The sequence below is a fragment of the Vibrio coralliilyticus genome (assembly GCF_024449095.1).
Taxonomy (GTDB): Bacteria; Pseudomonadota; Gammaproteobacteria; order Enterobacterales; family Vibrionaceae; genus Vibrio; species Vibrio coralliilyticus_A.
In genome coordinates, this window is the sequence record NZ_CP024627.1 from 2,393,335 (window position 1) to 2,410,501 (window position 17,167).

General features: G+C 45.7%; 16 protein-coding genes. 6 read left to right on the forward strand and 10 right to left on the reverse strand.

Annotation, left to right across the window (positions count from 1 at the left end):
• Window positions 1-224: 224 nt before the first annotated feature.
• The 3 genes from thiI to pomA form a co-directional block, all read right to left on the reverse strand.
• On the reverse strand, window positions 225-1,673 hold the full coding sequence (gene thiI, locus CTT30_RS11310) for a tRNA uracil 4-sulfurtransferase ThiI (RefSeq protein ID WP_252035197.1): 1,449 nt from the start codon (window positions 1,671-1,673) through the stop codon (window positions 225-227).
• A 146-nt stretch (window positions 1,674-1,819) separates the two neighbouring features.
• On the reverse strand, window positions 1,820-2,770 hold the full coding sequence (locus tag CTT30_RS11315; protein WP_239838312.1) for a flagellar motor protein MotB: 951 nt from the start codon (window positions 2,768-2,770) through the stop codon (window positions 1,820-1,822).
• A 10-nt stretch (window positions 2,771-2,780) separates the two neighbouring features.
• The gene (gene pomA / locus CTT30_RS11320) at window positions 2,781-3,545 is read right to left on the reverse strand and encodes a flagellar motor protein PomA (RefSeq protein ID WP_045974729.1); all 765 of its coding nucleotides are present in this window, start codon (window positions 3,543-3,545) and stop codon (window positions 2,781-2,783) included.
• 262 nt (window positions 3,546-3,807) lie between these two features.
• On the opposite strand from pomA, the gene xseB reads away from it, so the two are divergent.
• The 3 genes from xseB to dxs are packed head-to-tail and all read left to right on the forward strand — an operon-like array spanning window position 3,808 to window position 6,842.
• Window positions 3,808-4,050, forward strand: coding sequence for an exodeoxyribonuclease VII small subunit (gene xseB, locus CTT30_RS11325; protein WP_239838313.1), 243 nt, complete (start codon window positions 3,808-3,810; stop codon window positions 4,048-4,050).
• A gap of 22 nt (window positions 4,051-4,072) precedes the next feature.
• Window positions 4,073-4,957, forward strand: coding sequence for a (2E,6E)-farnesyl diphosphate synthase (gene ispA / locus CTT30_RS11330; protein WP_252035198.1), 885 nt, complete (start codon window positions 4,073-4,075; stop codon window positions 4,955-4,957).
• Window positions 4,958-4,976: 19 nt separating this feature from the next.
• A complete protein-coding gene (gene dxs / locus CTT30_RS11335) occupies window positions 4,977-6,842 on the forward strand; it encodes a 1-deoxy-D-xylulose-5-phosphate synthase (RefSeq protein WP_252035199.1) in 1,866 nt (621 codons plus the stop codon).
• A gap of 76 nt (window positions 6,843-6,918) precedes the next feature.
• On the opposite strand, the gene truC is transcribed toward dxs, so the two are convergent.
• Window positions 6,919-7,641, reverse strand: coding sequence for a tRNA pseudouridine(65) synthase TruC (gene truC, locus CTT30_RS11340; RefSeq protein ID WP_252035200.1), 723 nt, complete (start codon window positions 7,639-7,641; stop codon window positions 6,919-6,921).
• A complete protein-coding gene (locus tag CTT30_RS11345) occupies window positions 7,641-7,955 on the reverse strand; it encodes a YqcC family protein (RefSeq protein WP_239838317.1) in 315 nt (104 codons plus the stop codon). Before CTT30_RS11345 ends, truC begins: the two co-directional genes overlap by 1 nt.
• Before the next feature lie 75 nt (window positions 7,956-8,030).
• Between CTT30_RS11345 and CTT30_RS11350 the strand changes: the two genes are divergently transcribed.
• Window positions 8,031-9,068 carry a DUF3549 family protein gene (locus tag CTT30_RS11350; protein ID WP_252035201.1) on the forward strand — a complete coding sequence of 346 codons (1,038 nt, stop codon included), beginning with the start codon at window positions 8,031-8,033 and terminating at the stop codon, window positions 9,066-9,068.
• Window positions 9,069-9,071: 3 nt separating this feature from the next.
• Window positions 9,072-9,371, forward strand: a complete 300-nt coding sequence (locus CTT30_RS11355; protein WP_239838319.1) for a DUF3301 domain-containing protein — start codon at window positions 9,072-9,074, stop codon at window positions 9,369-9,371.
• Here the strand turns inward: CTT30_RS11355 and CTT30_RS11360 are convergent.
• A complete protein-coding gene (locus tag CTT30_RS11360; protein WP_239838320.1) occupies window positions 9,319-9,837 on the reverse strand; it encodes a GNAT family N-acetyltransferase in 519 nt (172 codons plus the stop codon). The genes CTT30_RS11355 and CTT30_RS11360 overlap by 53 nt on opposite strands.
• Before the next feature lie 554 nt (window positions 9,838-10,391).
• On the opposite strand from CTT30_RS11360, the gene CTT30_RS11365 reads away from it, so the two are divergent.
• Window positions 10,392-10,682, forward strand: coding sequence for a hypothetical protein (locus tag CTT30_RS11365; RefSeq protein ID WP_252035202.1), 291 nt, complete (start codon window positions 10,392-10,394; stop codon window positions 10,680-10,682).
• 75 nt (window positions 10,683-10,757) lie between these two features.
• Here the strand turns inward: CTT30_RS11365 and sucD are convergent, their stop codons facing one another.
• From sucD to sucA, 4 genes are all read right to left on the reverse strand, one after another.
• Complete coding sequence (gene sucD / locus CTT30_RS11370; protein WP_006881309.1) at window positions 10,758-11,630, reverse strand: succinate--CoA ligase subunit alpha; 873 nt, start codon at window positions 11,628-11,630, stop codon at window positions 10,758-10,760.
• Complete coding sequence (sucC, locus tag CTT30_RS11375) at window positions 11,630-12,796, reverse strand: ADP-forming succinate--CoA ligase subunit beta (protein WP_252035203.1); 1,167 nt, start codon at window positions 12,794-12,796, stop codon at window positions 11,630-11,632. The genes sucD and sucC overlap by 1 nt, the downstream gene beginning before the upstream one ends.
• 200 nt (window positions 12,797-12,996) lie before the next feature.
• Window positions 12,997-14,205 carry a 2-oxoglutarate dehydrogenase complex dihydrolipoyllysine-residue succinyltransferase gene (odhB, locus tag CTT30_RS11380; protein ID WP_239875611.1) on the reverse strand — a complete coding sequence of 403 codons (1,209 nt, stop codon included), beginning with the start codon at window positions 14,203-14,205 and terminating at the stop codon, window positions 12,997-12,999.
• A gap of 28 nt (window positions 14,206-14,233) precedes the next feature.
• Window positions 14,234-17,074, reverse strand: coding sequence for a 2-oxoglutarate dehydrogenase E1 component (gene sucA / locus CTT30_RS11385; protein ID WP_239864916.1), 2,841 nt, complete (start codon window positions 17,072-17,074; stop codon window positions 14,234-14,236).
• Window positions 17,075-17,167: the final 93 nt, after the last annotated feature.

A 17,167-nucleotide genomic window follows, 5' to 3' on the forward strand; every position in this document is an offset into this window, starting at 1 on the left:
TTTCGAGTTAGGTAGGTTTCTACCACGTTTCGCCTCTCTAGCTAGAGCGGAACACATACTTCCTGTATTTATTTTGACCTGTCTGTCAAATTGTTTAGCACCGCCTTTTGGCGGTGTTTTTTTATCTGCTGAATTCAGAGAACATGTCAGATCATCATCGAGCCATACAAAAAAGCGCAAAACGAATTAACGGTTTGCGCTTTTTATGATGTTCTCTGCCTATTTTAAGGGCGATATACTTTAACGTTATTAAAGCCTTGCTCTTGCAGGTACAGCGCCTGTAATCGGCTCATCACACCACGATCACAATAGAGCAGATACGTTTTAGACTGATCTAAATCGCCAAACTGAGTACCTAGTTTGTAGAAAGGAATATGTTTGACATCCACACCTTCAATTTCAAGTGGATTGTCTTCCTCTTCTTCCGGGCTGCGGATATCCAATACGATCGCGTGCTGTTGAACAGCTTGAACCTGTTCAACTTCTGGCGCGGCTTGTTCAGACTCTTTGGCAATATCACGAATGTCCATCTGACGAGCATCACGCACCACTTGCTCTAAAATATCAAAGTCAAACTTCTCTTCCTCAGCATCCAACTTCGCTTTTACCGCTTTCACTGTCGGCTTCTTAGAAATAACACCACAATATTCCGGCATTGTTTTCGCAAAGTCTTCAGTACCAATATCTCGCGCAAGGTTGATGATATCTTCTTTATCCCAGTTAATCAGTGGACGCAGAATCAAAGTATCCGTCACATTATCAATATGACGCAGGTTAGTTAGAGTCTGGCTTGAAACCTGACCTAAAGCTTCACCCGTCACCAATGCCTGAATGCCAAACTTCTCAGCTATCATCCCAGCAGCACGCATAAACATACGCTTGAGGATCACCCCCATCTGACCATCATCTACTTTCTCAAGAATTTCAGCCACAACCGGCTCAAAATCTACAGAAATGAAGCGTACTTTTGCTGATGATCCGTACTTATTCCACAAATAATGAGAAACCTGCTTAACACCAATCTCATGCGCAGGGCCGCCCAAGTTGAAGAAACAGTAATGAACTTTTGAACCACGTTTGATGTGCAGATAACTGGATACACCAGAGTCGAAGCCACCAGAAATCAGGCTCAATACATCCTCTTGTGTACCAAGAGGGAAGCCGCCAAGCCCTTTGTGACGTTTGATCACTTGGTTTAGCTTGTCATTTGCCACTTCCACTTTCACCTTTACATCTGGGTTGCGTAGTTTGACACTCGCTGTTTCAATCGCTTGATTTAGGCCACCACCCACGTAACGTTCTAACTCGATCGACGTGAAATCATGCTTACCACGACGCTTTGCTCGCACGACAAAGGTTTTGCCTTCTAGGTTAGGGCGATTCAATTCAAGCACTTGCTCGAAGATATCGTGTAAATCTTTAAATTCTGACTGCTGCACTTCCAGCACATGATGAATGCCCGGTGTTTGAGTCAGCACTTCGACGGTTTCTTTGTAGTAAGTGTCTGATTCAGAAGTAACTTCAATATGGTCACGACGGTTAAACACAGCAACCGATTCGGTACGACTCTGGATAATATTGCGAATGTTACACTCAAGAATCTTGGTGAAGCGTTTACGTACCGATTCACTTTTCACAAAAATTTCTGGATGGGGCTTGACGATAAATTTCATAAGTCACTTCACAAGTTAACAGTTTCGCAGATTGGAGCTATTCCAGATGGCTTCGTACTTTTCGACGAGCTCTGCAGTCTAAGGGCGCAAGATTATACATGAATGAAAGACCATAAAAAAGGCGAGCATTTTGCTCGCCTTTTTCATTAGTTAGCATTGGGTAGAGACGGTACTTCATCACTATAGAGAGGTTCACCCTGCATAATACTGATTTCAACGCGTCTATTGCGCGAACGCTGAGCTTCGGTAATGTTCGGTCCTAACGGCTGGGTATCCGCCATTCCACGTACTTGTAGGCGTTGATGAGAGAACCCACGCACCTTTTCCATCTCTTGTGCTACGGACACCGCACGCTGAGCCGATAAGTCCCAATTGGAGCGGTAAAGTTCAGAATCAATTCTCTGGTTATCTGTGTGGCCTGAGACTCTCACGATGCCCGGAATATCCTTCACTAGATCAGCGATCTGACGAACCAGAGGACGGAACTTAGGCTGTAAAAAGGCTGAGCCTTCTGGAAATGCTCCTTTCTCACGAATACGAATATCGATCTGCTGCCCCAAATTCTCAACTTCAATCGCACCTTGCTCGATCTCTCGCTCCAAGGCTTTCTTAATGCTCTCCATTAAGGTTTCGAGCTCTTCAGACATCTCAGCAGATTGCTGCTGCTCACGATCGGACTCTGAGTTCTGATTATCTTGGGTAGACGTATCCGGCGATTTACCACCCGTTTGCTTGCCTTTGTCTCGCTGCGTACCACCAGCACGGTCTGATTCCCCTTCGTGAAACTCTAACGTCTGCTGTGTGATATCAATGGTTTGCTGCATGATGACATCTATCGGCGTAGGCTCAGGGCGCCCGGGTCTAAATTCCTGAGCAATGATACTGGTCCCTTTAGGAATATCCTTGACTTCCAATCGGTTCTGGACACCAAAGGCGAACTTCATTGAACCCGCAATCTGCTTGAACTTCAGTACGTCCATCTCAGAAAACGACAACAGAAGTACGAAGAAGCACATCAACAGTGACATTAAGTCAGCAAATGTTCCCATCCATAACGGTAAGCCGGGGGGCGGGCATTTTGGTTCTTCTTCATCCATACCTGCGACCTTACTCGTTATCTACGTCAAGAGCGCGCTTACCTTCATTGAGGTAGTTCTTCAGATAGCTGTCGATAACGCGTGGGTTTTGCCCATCCTGAATAGCCAGTACACCATCCATGATTAAGCGGCGATTGAGTTTTTCTTGATCACGGCGCAGTGACAATTTATCTGCGATCGGAAAAAACACCATGTTAGATAAGATCGCACCGTAGAGCGTCGTCAAAAGTGCGACGGCCATTGCTGGGCCGATGGCTTTCGGGTCATCCATATTCGACAACATGGCAACTAGGCCAACCAATGTCCCTATCATGCCCATAGCAGGAGCAACGTCACCAAACGCACGGAAAACACTCGCGCCAAAGTCATGGCGCTCATCCGTCAGGACAATATCTTTCTGTAGTGCTGCACGTACAACATCGGCATCGTGACCGTCGACCAACAAGTCAATGCCTTTCTGCATGAAGTTATTGGTAATTTCCATTTCTTCAAGTGCCAGAAACCCACCTTTACGTGCCGCATCTGCCATTTCGACCACTTTAGCAATCAGATCTTCCGGTTCATCGACTTTAAACATGAAAGCTTTGCCCGCAATCTTAGCCGCACCGAAAAACTGCCCCATAGTAAATTTCATTAGGACAACAAAGGTTGAGCCGCCAACGACGATAAGAATGGAGGTCACATCGATGAACATCATTATGCTTCCGCCCAAAATCATCGCCATGATGACAAAAGCAAAGCCGCCAATGAGCCCTATTAGCGTTGCTAAATCCACAAAGCACTCCTCATGCTATCTTTTAAGCTTCTGGTAAATTATATCGGCAACACCTTCAGATCTTTAGTGTTTTATTGGTATCGCACTCACACAAATATAGATGTTATGACGACAGAGTAAACTAGACTAAAGCCATGACGTGACCTCGAAAGAGAATATTGACCGCGCGAGCTCGATTTTTCTGTCAATTTTCCTCGGTTAAATTTGACCATCATTACCTGCTAAGGTAACTTTCGTGCATCTTTTCAAATGTAGAAATATTATGGCGAGCAAGAAACCTGAAAACATGTCCTTTGAGGCAGCAATTGAAGAACTCGATTCCATTGTTGAACACCTTGAAAACGGTGATCTGGCTCTTGATGACGCACTAAAAAAGTTTGAACGCGGCATCGCACTCGCCCGAGAAGGCCAGAGTAAGCTGCACGACGCTGAGCAGCGTGTCAGCATTTTGCTTCAAAATGATGACGAAACTCCACTGTCCGAGTTCACGTCTCAGCCAGAATAATTATCACAGAAGAATCGCTCCTATGCTTGAGGCGTTAACCTCTCTACAACAAAGAAATAATCAGCAATTAGAGCGCTGGCTGAACCACCTTCCTCATCAGGAACAGCCTCTGATTGAAGCTATGCGTTATGGCCTGTTACTAGGTGGTAAACGCGCGCGCCCTTTCCTTGTTTACATCACAGGCCAAATGCTGGGTTGTAAACTGGAAGAGCTCGATACACCAGCTTCCGCGATTGAGTGCATTCATGCTTATTCACTCATTCATGATGATCTGCCAGCGATGGATGATGATGAATTGCGTCGCGGCCAACCCACCTGTCACATAAAATTTGACGAAGCAACGGCCATCCTGACGGGAGATGCGCTACAAACGATGGCATTTACCATTCTCGCAGATGGCAAATTGAACCCTGAAGCTGAAACTAACCGTATCAAAATGATAAAAGCACTGGCGGAAGCTTCCGGTGCAAACGGTATGTGCCTTGGCCAAGCGTTGGATTTAGCTGCTGAGGGGCAAAAAGTGTCATTGTCGGATCTGGAAACGATTCATCGCAACAAAACAGGGGCGCTAATGAAGTGTGCTATCAGGCTCGGGGCACTAGCCGCAGGCCCAAAAGGGAGCGATATATTACCCCAGCTTGATATTTATGCTGATGCCATTGGCCTAGCGTTTCAGGTTCAAGACGACATTTTAGATATTATCAGTGATACAGAAACCTTAGGTAAACCTCAGGGCTCTGATCAGGAATTAGATAAAAGCACCTACCCAGCTCTGCTAGGATTAGAAGGTGCTATTAACAAAGCTCACACTCTGTTAACGGAAGCTCTTCAAGCTTTAGAAGCTATCCCATACAATACAGAATTACTCGAAGAGTTCGCCCGATACGTCATCGAGCGCAAGAACTAAACTAAAAGCGCGCATTTATATGACTCTTGATATTTCAAAATATCCAACACTGGCTCTGGCAAATACCCCAGACGAATTGCGTAGTCTTCCTAAAGAAGCACTACCTAAGCTATGTGACGAATTACGTACTTATCTGTTGAACTCGGTTAGCCAGTCTAGTGGCCACCTAGCATCAGGTTTAGGCACAGTGGAACTCACTGTGGCGCTTCACTATGTCTACAACACCCCTTTTGACCAACTAGTCTGGGATGTCGGCCACCAAGCGTACCCACATAAAATTTTGACTGGCCGCCGTGACCAACTGCCTACTATTCGTCAGAAAGACGGACTTCACCCTTTCCCTTGGCGAGAAGAGAGCGAGTACGACACGCTGTCTGTCGGGCATTCTTCAACATCGATCAGTGCTGCGCTCGGCATGGCGATAAGCGCAGAGAAAGAAGGTGAGAACCGCAAGATTGTCAGCGTCATTGGTGACGGTGCAATCACTGCTGGCATGGCGTTTGAGGCGATGAACCATGCTGGCGATGTACACTCAGATATGCTGGTAGTGCTGAACGATAACGAGATGTCCATCTCAGAGAACGTCGGCGCCCTGAACAATCATTTAGCTCAGGTCCTTTCCGGCAGCCTCTACACTTCAATTCGTGAGGGGGGCAAGAAAGTTTTATCTGGCGTTCCTCCGATTAAAGAGCTGGTTCGTCGTACAGAAGAGCACCTTAAAGGCATGGTAGTGCCAGGCACTTTGTTTGAGGAGCTTGGTTTTAACTACATTGGCCCAGTCGACGGTCACGATGTCAATGAGCTTGTTAAAACGCTGAAAAATATGCGTGAGCTAAAAGGCCCACAATTCCTTCATATTATGACCAAAAAGGGCAAAGGCTACGAGCCTGCAGAGAAAGATCCTATTGGTTATCACGGTGTGCCGAAATTCGATCCCGCTCATACCTCTCTCCCAAAAAGTAACGGAAGCAAGCCAACATTCTCCAAAGTTTTTGGTGATTTCTTGTGTGATATGGCGGCTCAGGATCCTAAGTTAATGGCCATTACACCAGCCATGCGTGAAGGCTCGGGTATGGTTCGCTTTTCTAAGGAGTATCCGCAGCAGTACTTCGATGTGGCAATCGCTGAGCAACATGCCGTAACACTGGCGACTGGAATGGCAATTGCCGGTAACCATCCGATTGTCGCAATTTATTCCACTTTCCTACAGCGTGGCTATGATCAGCTTATTCATGACGTCGCGATAATGAACCTACCTGTGATGTTTGCTATAGATCGTGCAGGATTAGTGGGAGCCGATGGTCAAACCCATCAAGGGGCGTTCGACCTGAGCTTTATGCGCTGTATACCAAACATGGTTATTATGGCACCTAGCGACGAAAATGAATGCCGCCAAATGCTCTATACCGGCCACAAGCACACTGGGCCAAGTGCTGTACGTTACCCTCGTGGAAGCGGTATGGGAACAGAAATTGAGCAAGATTTTACTGCATTAGTAATAGGTAAAGGCCGAGTCGTCCGTAAAGGTGAAAAGGTGGTGATTCTTAACTTCGGTACTTTCTTAGGTAATGCTCTCGAAGCGGCAGAAAAACTTAATGCTACTGTCGCGGACATGCGCTTTGTCAAACCGCTAGATGAAGAACTCCTCAAACAACTCGTCAAAGAGCATGATGTCATTGTCACACTAGAAGAGAATGCCATTGCAGGTGGTGCTGGCGCAGGTGTCATTGAATTTATGATGCAAGAGAAATTGCTCAAACCAGTGTTGAATCTAGGCCTGCCAGATAAATTCATTGCTCAGGGTACGCAAGACGAGCTGCATGAAGAATTAGGATTGGATGCGCAAGGTATCGAGCAATCCATTCGCAGCTATATGAGTAAATAGCGTTCCTTTACATTCATTAATGTGCATTTTACTACTCACAAAAGGCCCTCAATCAAATTGAGGGCCTTTTTCAATTCTAATCCGGCATCTGCCAAGCAAATTCATCACAAATATTCTGCCATGTATCATCAACCTTGGCGTTTATAAGGACTGTCTGATGAGTAAACGGATGCACAAACTCAAGGTTTGATGCATGCAGAAGCAAACGATGGGATTTATACACTTCTCTAAACAGCTTATTGTGTTTACCATCACCATGAGTCGTATCACCAACGATAGGATGGCGAAGATGGGCCATATGGCGTCTGAGCTGATGCTTACGCCCTGTTAGTGGCTTTAATTCCATCAAACAGTAGCGAGTCGTGGGAAACTTTCCTGCAGAGTAAGGGATCTCTGTTTTAGCCAATGGATGATAATCGGTGATCGCCTCCTGGGCTTCCTTATCTTGGCTGGCATGCTTATCGGCTATCTTATCCAGCTCAACTTTTAAGGCATAATCTAATCGTCCCGCCTCTTCAATCCAACCGCGCACAACGGCGTGATAGGTCTTGACCATTTCGTGGTTGGCAAACATAGGCATCACTTGCGATGCCACTTCACTCGACAGAGCAAACATCAGCACACCAGAGGTAGGCCGATCAAGTCGATGCAGTGGAAAAACATGCTGACCAATTTGATCACGCAGTGTCTGCATCACAAACTGAGTTTCGTGTTTATCTAACCAACTGCGGTGAACCAACATCCCGGCGGGTTTGTTGACAGCAACAAAGTACTCATCTCTAAAAACAATGTCCAACATCAAGCACAAACCTCATCGATCGTTCTGAGTAAAGCAAGCAAAGGGGTATATTCTCTTCTTCCTTTCCAAGACTCTTCAAAATAAGGAGCGATAGCAAATCCCTGAGGTAACGGCACTCCCTCTTTAATCAAAACCGTCATTTTGGGTAAAAATATCCACTGTAACCATTGCTCGGGTTTTAATGTATCTACCGCAAAGGGCTGCGTGCTTTGTAGCGCCTTAGTATCCGGCATTTGGGTTTGCCACAATGTGAGTTCTTGCATCAGAGTAGGTAACTGCTCCAAAAGTGGCACTAATTGCTGTTCTTTGGTCATAAAACTAGAGGAAAACCTTGAAATTGGGCTTAAGGGTACCATCTATAGAGGAAAGAAAGTTAGGACTATTCTGTCATGGACACTATTCATACTCTCACCCAGTTACTCGTTAATAGCCAATGTCAATATCAGGTTTACGATCTCGGACGTCGTATCAAGCTTATTGACAGCCACGTTTTCGCGGATGTCGAAAAAGGCCTGCAACCCTACCCTTACCCTCTGCAGCGTAAAGCACATCTCGCGATTGCTTACTGGAACGAGCACAATCAACCGTGGATATGGTTTCTAAATTTCGAACTCGATGAACGAGGGCTTCTCAAGCAGGCAGATGTCGGCAATTTCATCAAGTATGTGGTTGAAGCTATGGGCACTCACCTTAGCCAAGAGATGAGTGAAGAGCAGCAACAAAAGCTGTCCAACAACCCATATACCTTCAAACCTGCCGAAGATAAAATGGCCGTTTTCCATAGCCAAATTAGAGCACAACTCGATTTACCATGTAGCCAATACTATGAACATGCTCAGCACTACTTCTCGGGAGGGTTAGGCTGGGATAAATGGCAAACAGTGGGCTTACAGGGCGTGACCGATATGTGTGCACGTCTAGGGCAAGATCAAAATGGCGTGAACCTGCGCAAAGCACTGAAACACCTTCCAAGTGAGCCTCTTTACGCTTTACTGGGCGCATTGGAACATATTTCTCTACCGGATAAGCTGGCTGAGCGTTTACAAGAATTGGCCATGGAACAAATTGAAAGCAACGATCCTGACATTTTCCTCATCGGTGCGCTGGCTCGAGCCTTATCAGGTGCTCGCCCCCAATACTCCACTACTTTACTTGAGAAAATCCTAGCCTCACCACGCTTGAGCCATCAAGAAGTTTTAATTGGTGTCGCTGGGCGGAGCTGGCATCTCCTTTCAACACCTAAACACGCAGAGCAATTTCTCCTTCGTCTTGCTCAGACAGGTAATCAAGCACTGTTCAATCAGCTGTTTGCTGATCTCGTCATGTTACCTGAATTACGAATGGTCTTACTGCCGTTGCTGCACTCAGCACCATCGCCAGAGCTTGCCCAAGCGCTAGTTCGTCTTCAACAAGCCACGAAAGGTTAAAAAATGTTAGGTGACCTTTTCGCAATTCTGGCCCTTGCTTTCGGCTGTTTTTTGTTTTGGCAGCAACGCAGGCAAGCAGAACTCGCCAAGACTATTGCTATTAACAAATGTAAACAGTTGGATCTGCAGCTAGTCAGTGTAGCGCTCAAAGGTCACAAGCTCAAAACGCCAGATGGACGTTGGCGTTGGCATTCTGTGTATCAGTTTGAATTCTCGTCACTCGGTGACGACTGCTATCAGGGAAGGCTAATTATGCAAGGCTTTCAATTGATGAAGGTCGATCTACCACCCCATCGGATGTGAACACATACTCATTATATGGCCCAAACATATCTGTTTTTTGCGCACATAGCTCAAAACCTAGCTTTTCTAGAATTCGGATCGACGGTATATGGTCAGTATTCGCCGTTGCCGCCACTCTCTCTAAGTTAAGATCACGCACTACTTTGGGGAAAAAAGCCTTCAAAGCCTCACTAGCAAAGCCCTGCCCCCAATAGGCTTTATCAAATAGGTAACCAAGTTCAGGCAAAGTATCTAGATGATAGATAAACACATGACCCATGTATTCACGTGAGCGGCTATCTAACACAGCCAAAGCGTGAATGGTATGATCATGAAGCACCTTCTGGAAGAGTTGCTTAGCTGACGAAACAGTATGAGGGCCGTTCATTTCTGCTCTGTTTTTAGCGCAGCAGTTCAGCATCAGAAAGTCAGACTGCAGGGTGTCATTATATGGCACCAGTAATGTTCGGCGAGTTACGATAGTCACAACATATCCTTATAGACAGCGTCCCCTTTCATGACGGGGAAATTCTTTTGTTTCTTGGTTGGAAACAAGCCGAAAAGTTATACCAACAGATAAGCTTAGTTATTGATCTAAGTTGCTATTTTTGACGTTGTTAGTGTGAGCGGTGTCTAAGGTTAAATAAATGCCTCGACATTACAGAAATCAAGGCTACTGTCTTATTTGTATCAATCCTTGAACTTTATATTCAACTCTACCACGATATGCTTCTCTTGCTCTCAGCCCCATGAATATTCATGTTCCGTATCAGCTCCATCCGACAAGTAAATAAATTATCGGATTCCAATGTGAATACAATCTACTACACAGCAATCCATCTGTTTTTTAATTAAGTTATTTAATATTTTTATATAAGAATCATATATATAAAATAAAAAAACACCTATTTAGTGTAAGTTTAGATGTTTTTTCCTACATGCAATGTAAGCGATCTCGCACGTTAGTACTCTGTATTTTCCATTCGCATTCAATACATCTGTTGAGTATGATTGTATAAAGTGAGTTCACGGAGGTTTTGTATGCTTACTCAAGATGTTAGCCAAGAGCTTAGGGAAGTTTTAGAACAGCTCCAAAAAGAGGGAAAAGAGCCTACCGTTGCTCTCGTAAAAGCGCGCCTAAGTACTGTCGTTCCCATGCCAGCACTGATAACGACAATTAAGAGCTGGAAAAGCGCTAACCGTGTCCCGAAGGTTGAAATTGCCTCCAAAGCAAACGGTGAAGGTGATCGAATTGCGCAGCTGGAAAAACAAGTCGCAGATTTAACCAAAAGGCTAATCAAACTGGAAGCAAAAATTGAGTCTCAGAAGTAGTTGAAGCAAATAACAGTAGAATAAAACAAAAGGCTTGGCATTGCGCCAAGCCTTTTTAGTCTATAACGTGCCGGATTACCAGCCAGTCACTTCGCGTAGACCTTTACCGATATCAGCTAGAGACTTCACTGTCTTAACGCCTGCTGCTTCTAGAGCTGCAAACTTGTCTTCCGCTGTACCTTTACCACCAGAGATAATAGCACCAGCGTGGCCCATACGTTTGCCTGGAGGCGCTGTAACGCCAGCGATGTAAGAAACAACAGGTTTAGTCACGTTCTCTTTGATAAACGCCGCAGCTTCTTCTTCTGCTGTACCACCGATCTCACCGATCATTACGATAGCTTCAGTTTCTGGATCTTCTTGGAATAGCTTTAAGATATCAATGAAGTTTGAACCTGGGATTGGGTCACCACCGATACCAACACAAGTCGACTGACCGAAGCCTTCATCTGTAGTCTGCTTAACCGCTTCATACGTTAGAGTACCAGAGCGAGAAACAATACCTACTTTACCTTTCTTGTGGATATGACCAGGCATGATACCAATCTTACACTCATCAGGAGTGATTAGACCTGGACAGTTAGGACCGATCATGCGAACGCCAGTTTCTTCTAGCTTCACTTTCACGTCGATCATATCTGTCGTTGGGATACCTTCAGTGATGGTTACGATAAGCTCGATACCCGCATCAATCGCTTCTAGGATTGCATCTTTACAGAAAGGTGCAGGAACGTAGATAACGGTTGCAGTTGCGCCAGTTGCCTCTACTGCTTCACGTACAGTGTTGAATACAGGAAGACCTAGGTGAGTTTGACCACCTTTACCTGGAGATACGCCACCAACCATCTGTGTACCGTATGCGATAGCTTGCTCAGAGTGGAAAGTACCTTGACCACCAGTGAAACCCTGACAGATTACTTTGGTGTCTTTATTAATTAGTACAGACATTATTTGCCCTCCGCAGCAGCAACAACTTTCTGAGCTGCGTCAGTTAGCGACTCAGCAGCAATGATATCAACATCAGAATTAGCAAGAACTTCGCGACCTAGGTCTGCGTTAGTCCCTTCTAGACGAACAACTACTGGTACGCTTACGCCTACCTCTTTAACGGCACCGATAATACCTTCAGCGATCATGTCACAGCGAACGATACCACCGAAGATGTTAACTAGTACTGCTTTTACATTGTCATCAGATAAGATGATCTTAAATGCTTCTGCTACACGTTCTTTAGTCGCGCCGCCACCTACATCTAGGAAGTTAGCTGGCTTGCCACCGTGTAGGTTTACGATATCCATCGTGCCCATTGCTAGACCCGCACCGTTAACCATACAGCCAACGTTGCCATCTAGAGCGACATAGTTCAGTTCCCACTGAGCAGCATGTGCCTCACGCTCATCTTCTTGTGAAGGATCGTGCATTTCACGCAGCTTAGGCTGACGGTACATTGCGTTTGAATCGATGTTAATCTTGCCATCTAGACAAAGCAGGTTACCTTCACCAGTAACGACTAGTGGGTTAATTTCTAGTAGTGCTAGATCGTACTGAGCGAACATAGTGCCAAGACCCATGAAGATCTTAACGAACTGTTTGATTTGATCACCCGCTAGGCCCAGTTTGAACGCAAGTTCACGACCTTGATAAGCTTGAGGACCAACCAATGGGTCAATCGCAGCTTTGTGGATTAGCTCCGGCGTTTCTTCCGCAACTTTCTCAATCTCAACACCGCCTTCCGTTGAAGCCATGAAAACGATCTTACGGCTTGCACGGTCAACAACCGCACCTAAGTAAAGTTCGTTAGCTATGTTAGACGCTTCTTCTACAAGGATTTTTGTAACAGGCTGACCATTTGCATCTGTTTGGTAAGTTACCAGGTTCTTACCTAGCCATTTTTGCGCAAACTCTTTTACGCCATCTTTCGTGTCATGGAGTTCAACGCCGCCCGCTTTACCGCGACCACCAGCGTGAACCTGACATTTAACAACTTTTTTCTCTGTGCTAATGCGTCCCGCAGCTTCGAAAGCTGCTTGAGGGGTATCACACGCATAGCCTTCCGGTACAGGCAAACCGAATTCTGCAAACAGCTGTTTGGCTTGGTATTCATGCAAATTCATTTTGATATTCCGTTTGTTTTCCCTTGAGGGATTATTATGTCCATGACGCTTTGGTCGAAACGACCTAACGTCTGTAGGGTCTTCTCAAATAAATCGCTAGTTATACAACTAACGCTTCATATGAAGGCTGAACGTTGAGCTTGCTCAGCCAAGAAACTTTAGGCACCAGATTACCAAAATCAATCCGGTGCTTGAGTTAATTACACGTCAAGAAGTAGACGTGCTGGATCTTCCAGTAGCTCTTTGATGGTAACCAAGAAACCAACTGACTCACGACCATCAATCAAACGGTGATCGTAAGAAAGTGCAAGATACATCATAGGTAGAATTTCTACTTTGCCATCAACAGCCATTGGTCTCTCTTGGATCTTGTGCATGCCAAGAATAGCTGATTGCGGCGGGTTGATGATTGGCGTAGACATCAGTGAACCAAACACACCACCGTTAGTGATAGTAAAGTTACCACCCATTAGCTCGTCTACTGTCAACTTGCCGTCACGACCTTTGATCGCTAACTCTTTGATGCCTTTTTCGATATCAGCAAAACCTAGCGTATCGCAATCCTTGAGGACTGGGGTAACTAGACCACGAGGCGTAGAAACCGCCATGCTGATGTCGAAGTAGTTGTGGTAAACAATGTCATCGCCATCGATAGAAGCGTTGACTTCTGGGTAACGTTTTAGCGCTTCAGTTACCGCTTTTACGTAGAAAGACATGAAACCTAGACGAATGCCATGACGCTCTTCGAATTGGTCTTTGTATTGCTTACGAAGGTCCATGATTGGCTTCATATTGACTTCGTTAAACGTCGTCAGCATCGCCGTGTTGTTCTTCGCTTCTAGAAGACGGTTTGCAACTGTTTTACGTAAACGTGTCATTGGAACACGCTTCTGGCTACGAGCCGCTGCTGGAACTTCTACTGCAGCAGGTGCATCAGCTTTAGACTCAGATTTTGCATTTGCAAGGTGCGCTTCAATATCTTCACGAGTGATACGACCGCCAACACCAGTGCCTTTCACTTGGCTCGCTTCTAGACCATGCTCAGCGAGTAAACGGCGAACTGCTGGGCTAAGTGCATCATTGCTTTCTTCTGTCAGCGATGCCTTATGACGTTTATCAGGAGAGGCTTCAGACTCTGCTGTTGTGTCTTTCGTTGGCTCTCCAGCAACCGCACCTGGCTTAAGCTTAGCGATGAGTTGCTTTGAAAGTACTGTTGCACCTTCTTCTTCGACGATGGCCTCTAAAACGCCTGCCTCTGGAGCTGGTACTTCAAGAACCACCTTATCAGTTTCAATGTCAACCAGAACTTCATCACGCTCGACCGCGTCACCTGGTTGTTTGTGCCATGTTGCGACTGTCGCGTCCGCAACAGATTCAGGTAAATCTGGAACCAGAATTTCAATTGTCATATCTGTTTCTTCCTTTAACTTCTAGTTCTTAATCTGAAGTTTTTGTATTCACGTTCTTTTCATTAACAGTTAAGGCGTCTTCGACCAACGCTTTCTGTTGTTTCAAATGTACTGACATGTAACCGACTGCAGGTGAGGCCGATGCTGGGCGCCCAGCGTACTTAAGATCGGCACCTGCCGGAATAGCAGCACGGAAGTTGTGTTGGCTACAGTACCAAGCGCCTTGGTTTTGAGGCTCTTCCTGACACCAGACATAATCTTCTACATTAGTGTATTGTTCGATGGCCGCTTTAACTTCATCCAATGGGAATGGGTAAAGCTGTTCAATACGAACAATCGCAACGTCTTCCTGCTCATTATTGCGACGCTGTTCCAGTAGGTCGAAGTAAACCTTACCTGAACAGAAAACAACTCGTTTCACCTTCTTAGGATCCAGTTTGTCAATCTCAGCAATCGCTGGCTGGAATGTACCTTCCGATAACTCTTCAAGCGTTGAAGTGCAAAGAGGGTGGCGAAGTAATGACTTAGGAGACATAACGATAAGAGGTCGACGCATAGGTCGCACAACCTGACGGCGAATCATGTGGTACACCTGAGCCGGAGTCGATGGCACAACAACCTGCATATTTTGTTCAGCACATAACTGAAGGTAACGTTCTAGACGCGCAGAAGAGTGCTCTGGGCCCTGTCCTTCATAGCCATGTGGAAGAAGCATAGTCAAACCACACAAACGAGCCCACTTTTGCTCACCTGAGGAAATGAACTGGTCAATCACTACCTGAGCCCCGTTAGCAAAATCACCAAACTGAGCTTCCCAAATAGTCAAACCACTTGGTTCTGCTGTGGCATAACCATATTCGAATGCCAGAACAGCCTCTTCAGACAATACGGAGTCGTATACTTCAAAAGGACCTTGTTTGTCATGGATGTTCGCTAAGGGAACGTAAGTGCTGGCATCAGTCTGGTTATGAAGCACGGAGTGACGATGGAAGAAAGTACCACGTCCGGAGTCCTGACCAGAAATACGAATACGTTTACCATCATCGACCAAGGTCGCATATGCCAACGTTTCAGCCATCCCCCAGTCAATCGCTTTTTCACCCGCAACCATCGCCATACGATCGTTATAAAGCTTATTAACGCGACTTTGTAGTTTGTGGCTTTCAGGATATTGACAAACTCGCTGCCCTAGCTCCACCAATCGGCCTTTATCAAAGGTACTATCCCAATTAACATCCCAGTCATGACCTAAATACGGAGACCAGTCTACAGAGTGCAATGCCATTGGACGCCATTCTTTAACGACCACTTCACCACGATCTAATGCATCACGGTATTCGTTAACTAACTGCGTAGCAGTATCAATGCCAAAATCACCACGCTCAATCAATACGTCAGCATAAAGCTTACGAGGCGTTGGATGCTTTTTGATCTTCTGATACATCAAAGGCTGAGTGGCATTTGGCTCATCCGCTTCGTTATGACCGTGGCGACGGTAACAAACCAAGTCAATGACCACATCGCTCTTGAACTCATTTCGGTAATCCAGTGCAATACGCGTAACGAAAGCCACCGCTTCAGGATCGTCTGCATTCACGTGGAAAATCGGTGCCTGTACCATTTTTGCAATATCAGTACAGTACATGGTCGAGCGAGTATCATTCGGATTGGAAGTCGTGAAGCCTACTTGGTTGTTGACAACAATGCGCACTGTACCACCAACGCGGAACCCTCGAGATTGGGACATATTGAAGGTTTCAGCAACAACACCCTGACCTGCTACCGCTGAGTCACCATGAATCGTGATAGGTAACACCGTATTGCCTTCATTATCACCGAGGCGATCTTGTCGAGCACGGACAGAACCAATAACAACAGGATTGACAATTTCAAGGTGTGAAGGGTTAAACGCTAGCGCAAGGTGAACATCGCCACCTGGCGTTGCAAAATCAGCAGAGAAACCTTGGTGGTACTTAACGTCTCCCGTACCCCATGTTTCATCATGTTTACCTGCAAACTCGTCAAACAAGTCCTGAGGTTTTTTACCTAGAACATTGACCAGCATATTTAAGCGCCCACGGTGTGCCATACCAATGACCACTTCACGCATACCGTTTTTACCAGCATGGCGAATCAGTTCTTTTGTCATTGGAATAAGCGCATCACCACCTTCAAGCGAGAAACGTTTCGCACCAGGGAATTTAGCCCCGAGGTAACGTTCCAATCCTTCAGCAGCAGTGAGCTCTTCTAAAAACTCTTGTTTTTCTTCTTTAGTAAAAGAAGGCTGACCTACAACTGACTCTAAACGTTGCTGGATCCAACGTTTTTGTTCAGTGTTTGTCATGTGCATGTATTCTGCACCGATGGAACCACAATAGATTTTATTCAGAGACGCGTAGATATCTTTCAGCAACATGGTGTCTTGACCAATTGCAAAAGAACCTACATTGAATGATTCTTCAAAGTCGTCTTCGGTGAGATTGTGGAATGCTGGGTCTAGCTCCGCCACGGTTGGGCGTTGCCATAAACCAAGTGGGTCTAGTTCTGCAGCTTCATGACCGCGGAAGCGGTATGCGTTAATAAGTTGAAGAACTTTTACTTGCTTAGCGTCGACATCTGGATCACTAACTTGGACATTGTAATGCTTTGTTTCTTGAGCGAGTCGTCGGAAGTAGTCACGGACACGTGAATGAGGCTGTTCAGCTACCTCTTCTGAAGGCTTAGGCAAGCCATCAAACACACGTTTCCACTCCTCACTTACCAGATCGGGATCACTTAGATACAGTTCGTAGAGATCTTCTACATAAGTTGCATTGGCGCCAGCCAAGTGTGAAGACTCGAGCCATGCCTTCATCACGCCGTTGTGCATATTTTCCCTTAACCAGTAGTTTTCACGTTTGCTTCGGTCTACGCCGAGCTATTAAGAGCCGGCCACCAAGGTGGCCGGCAATTTTTTATAAAT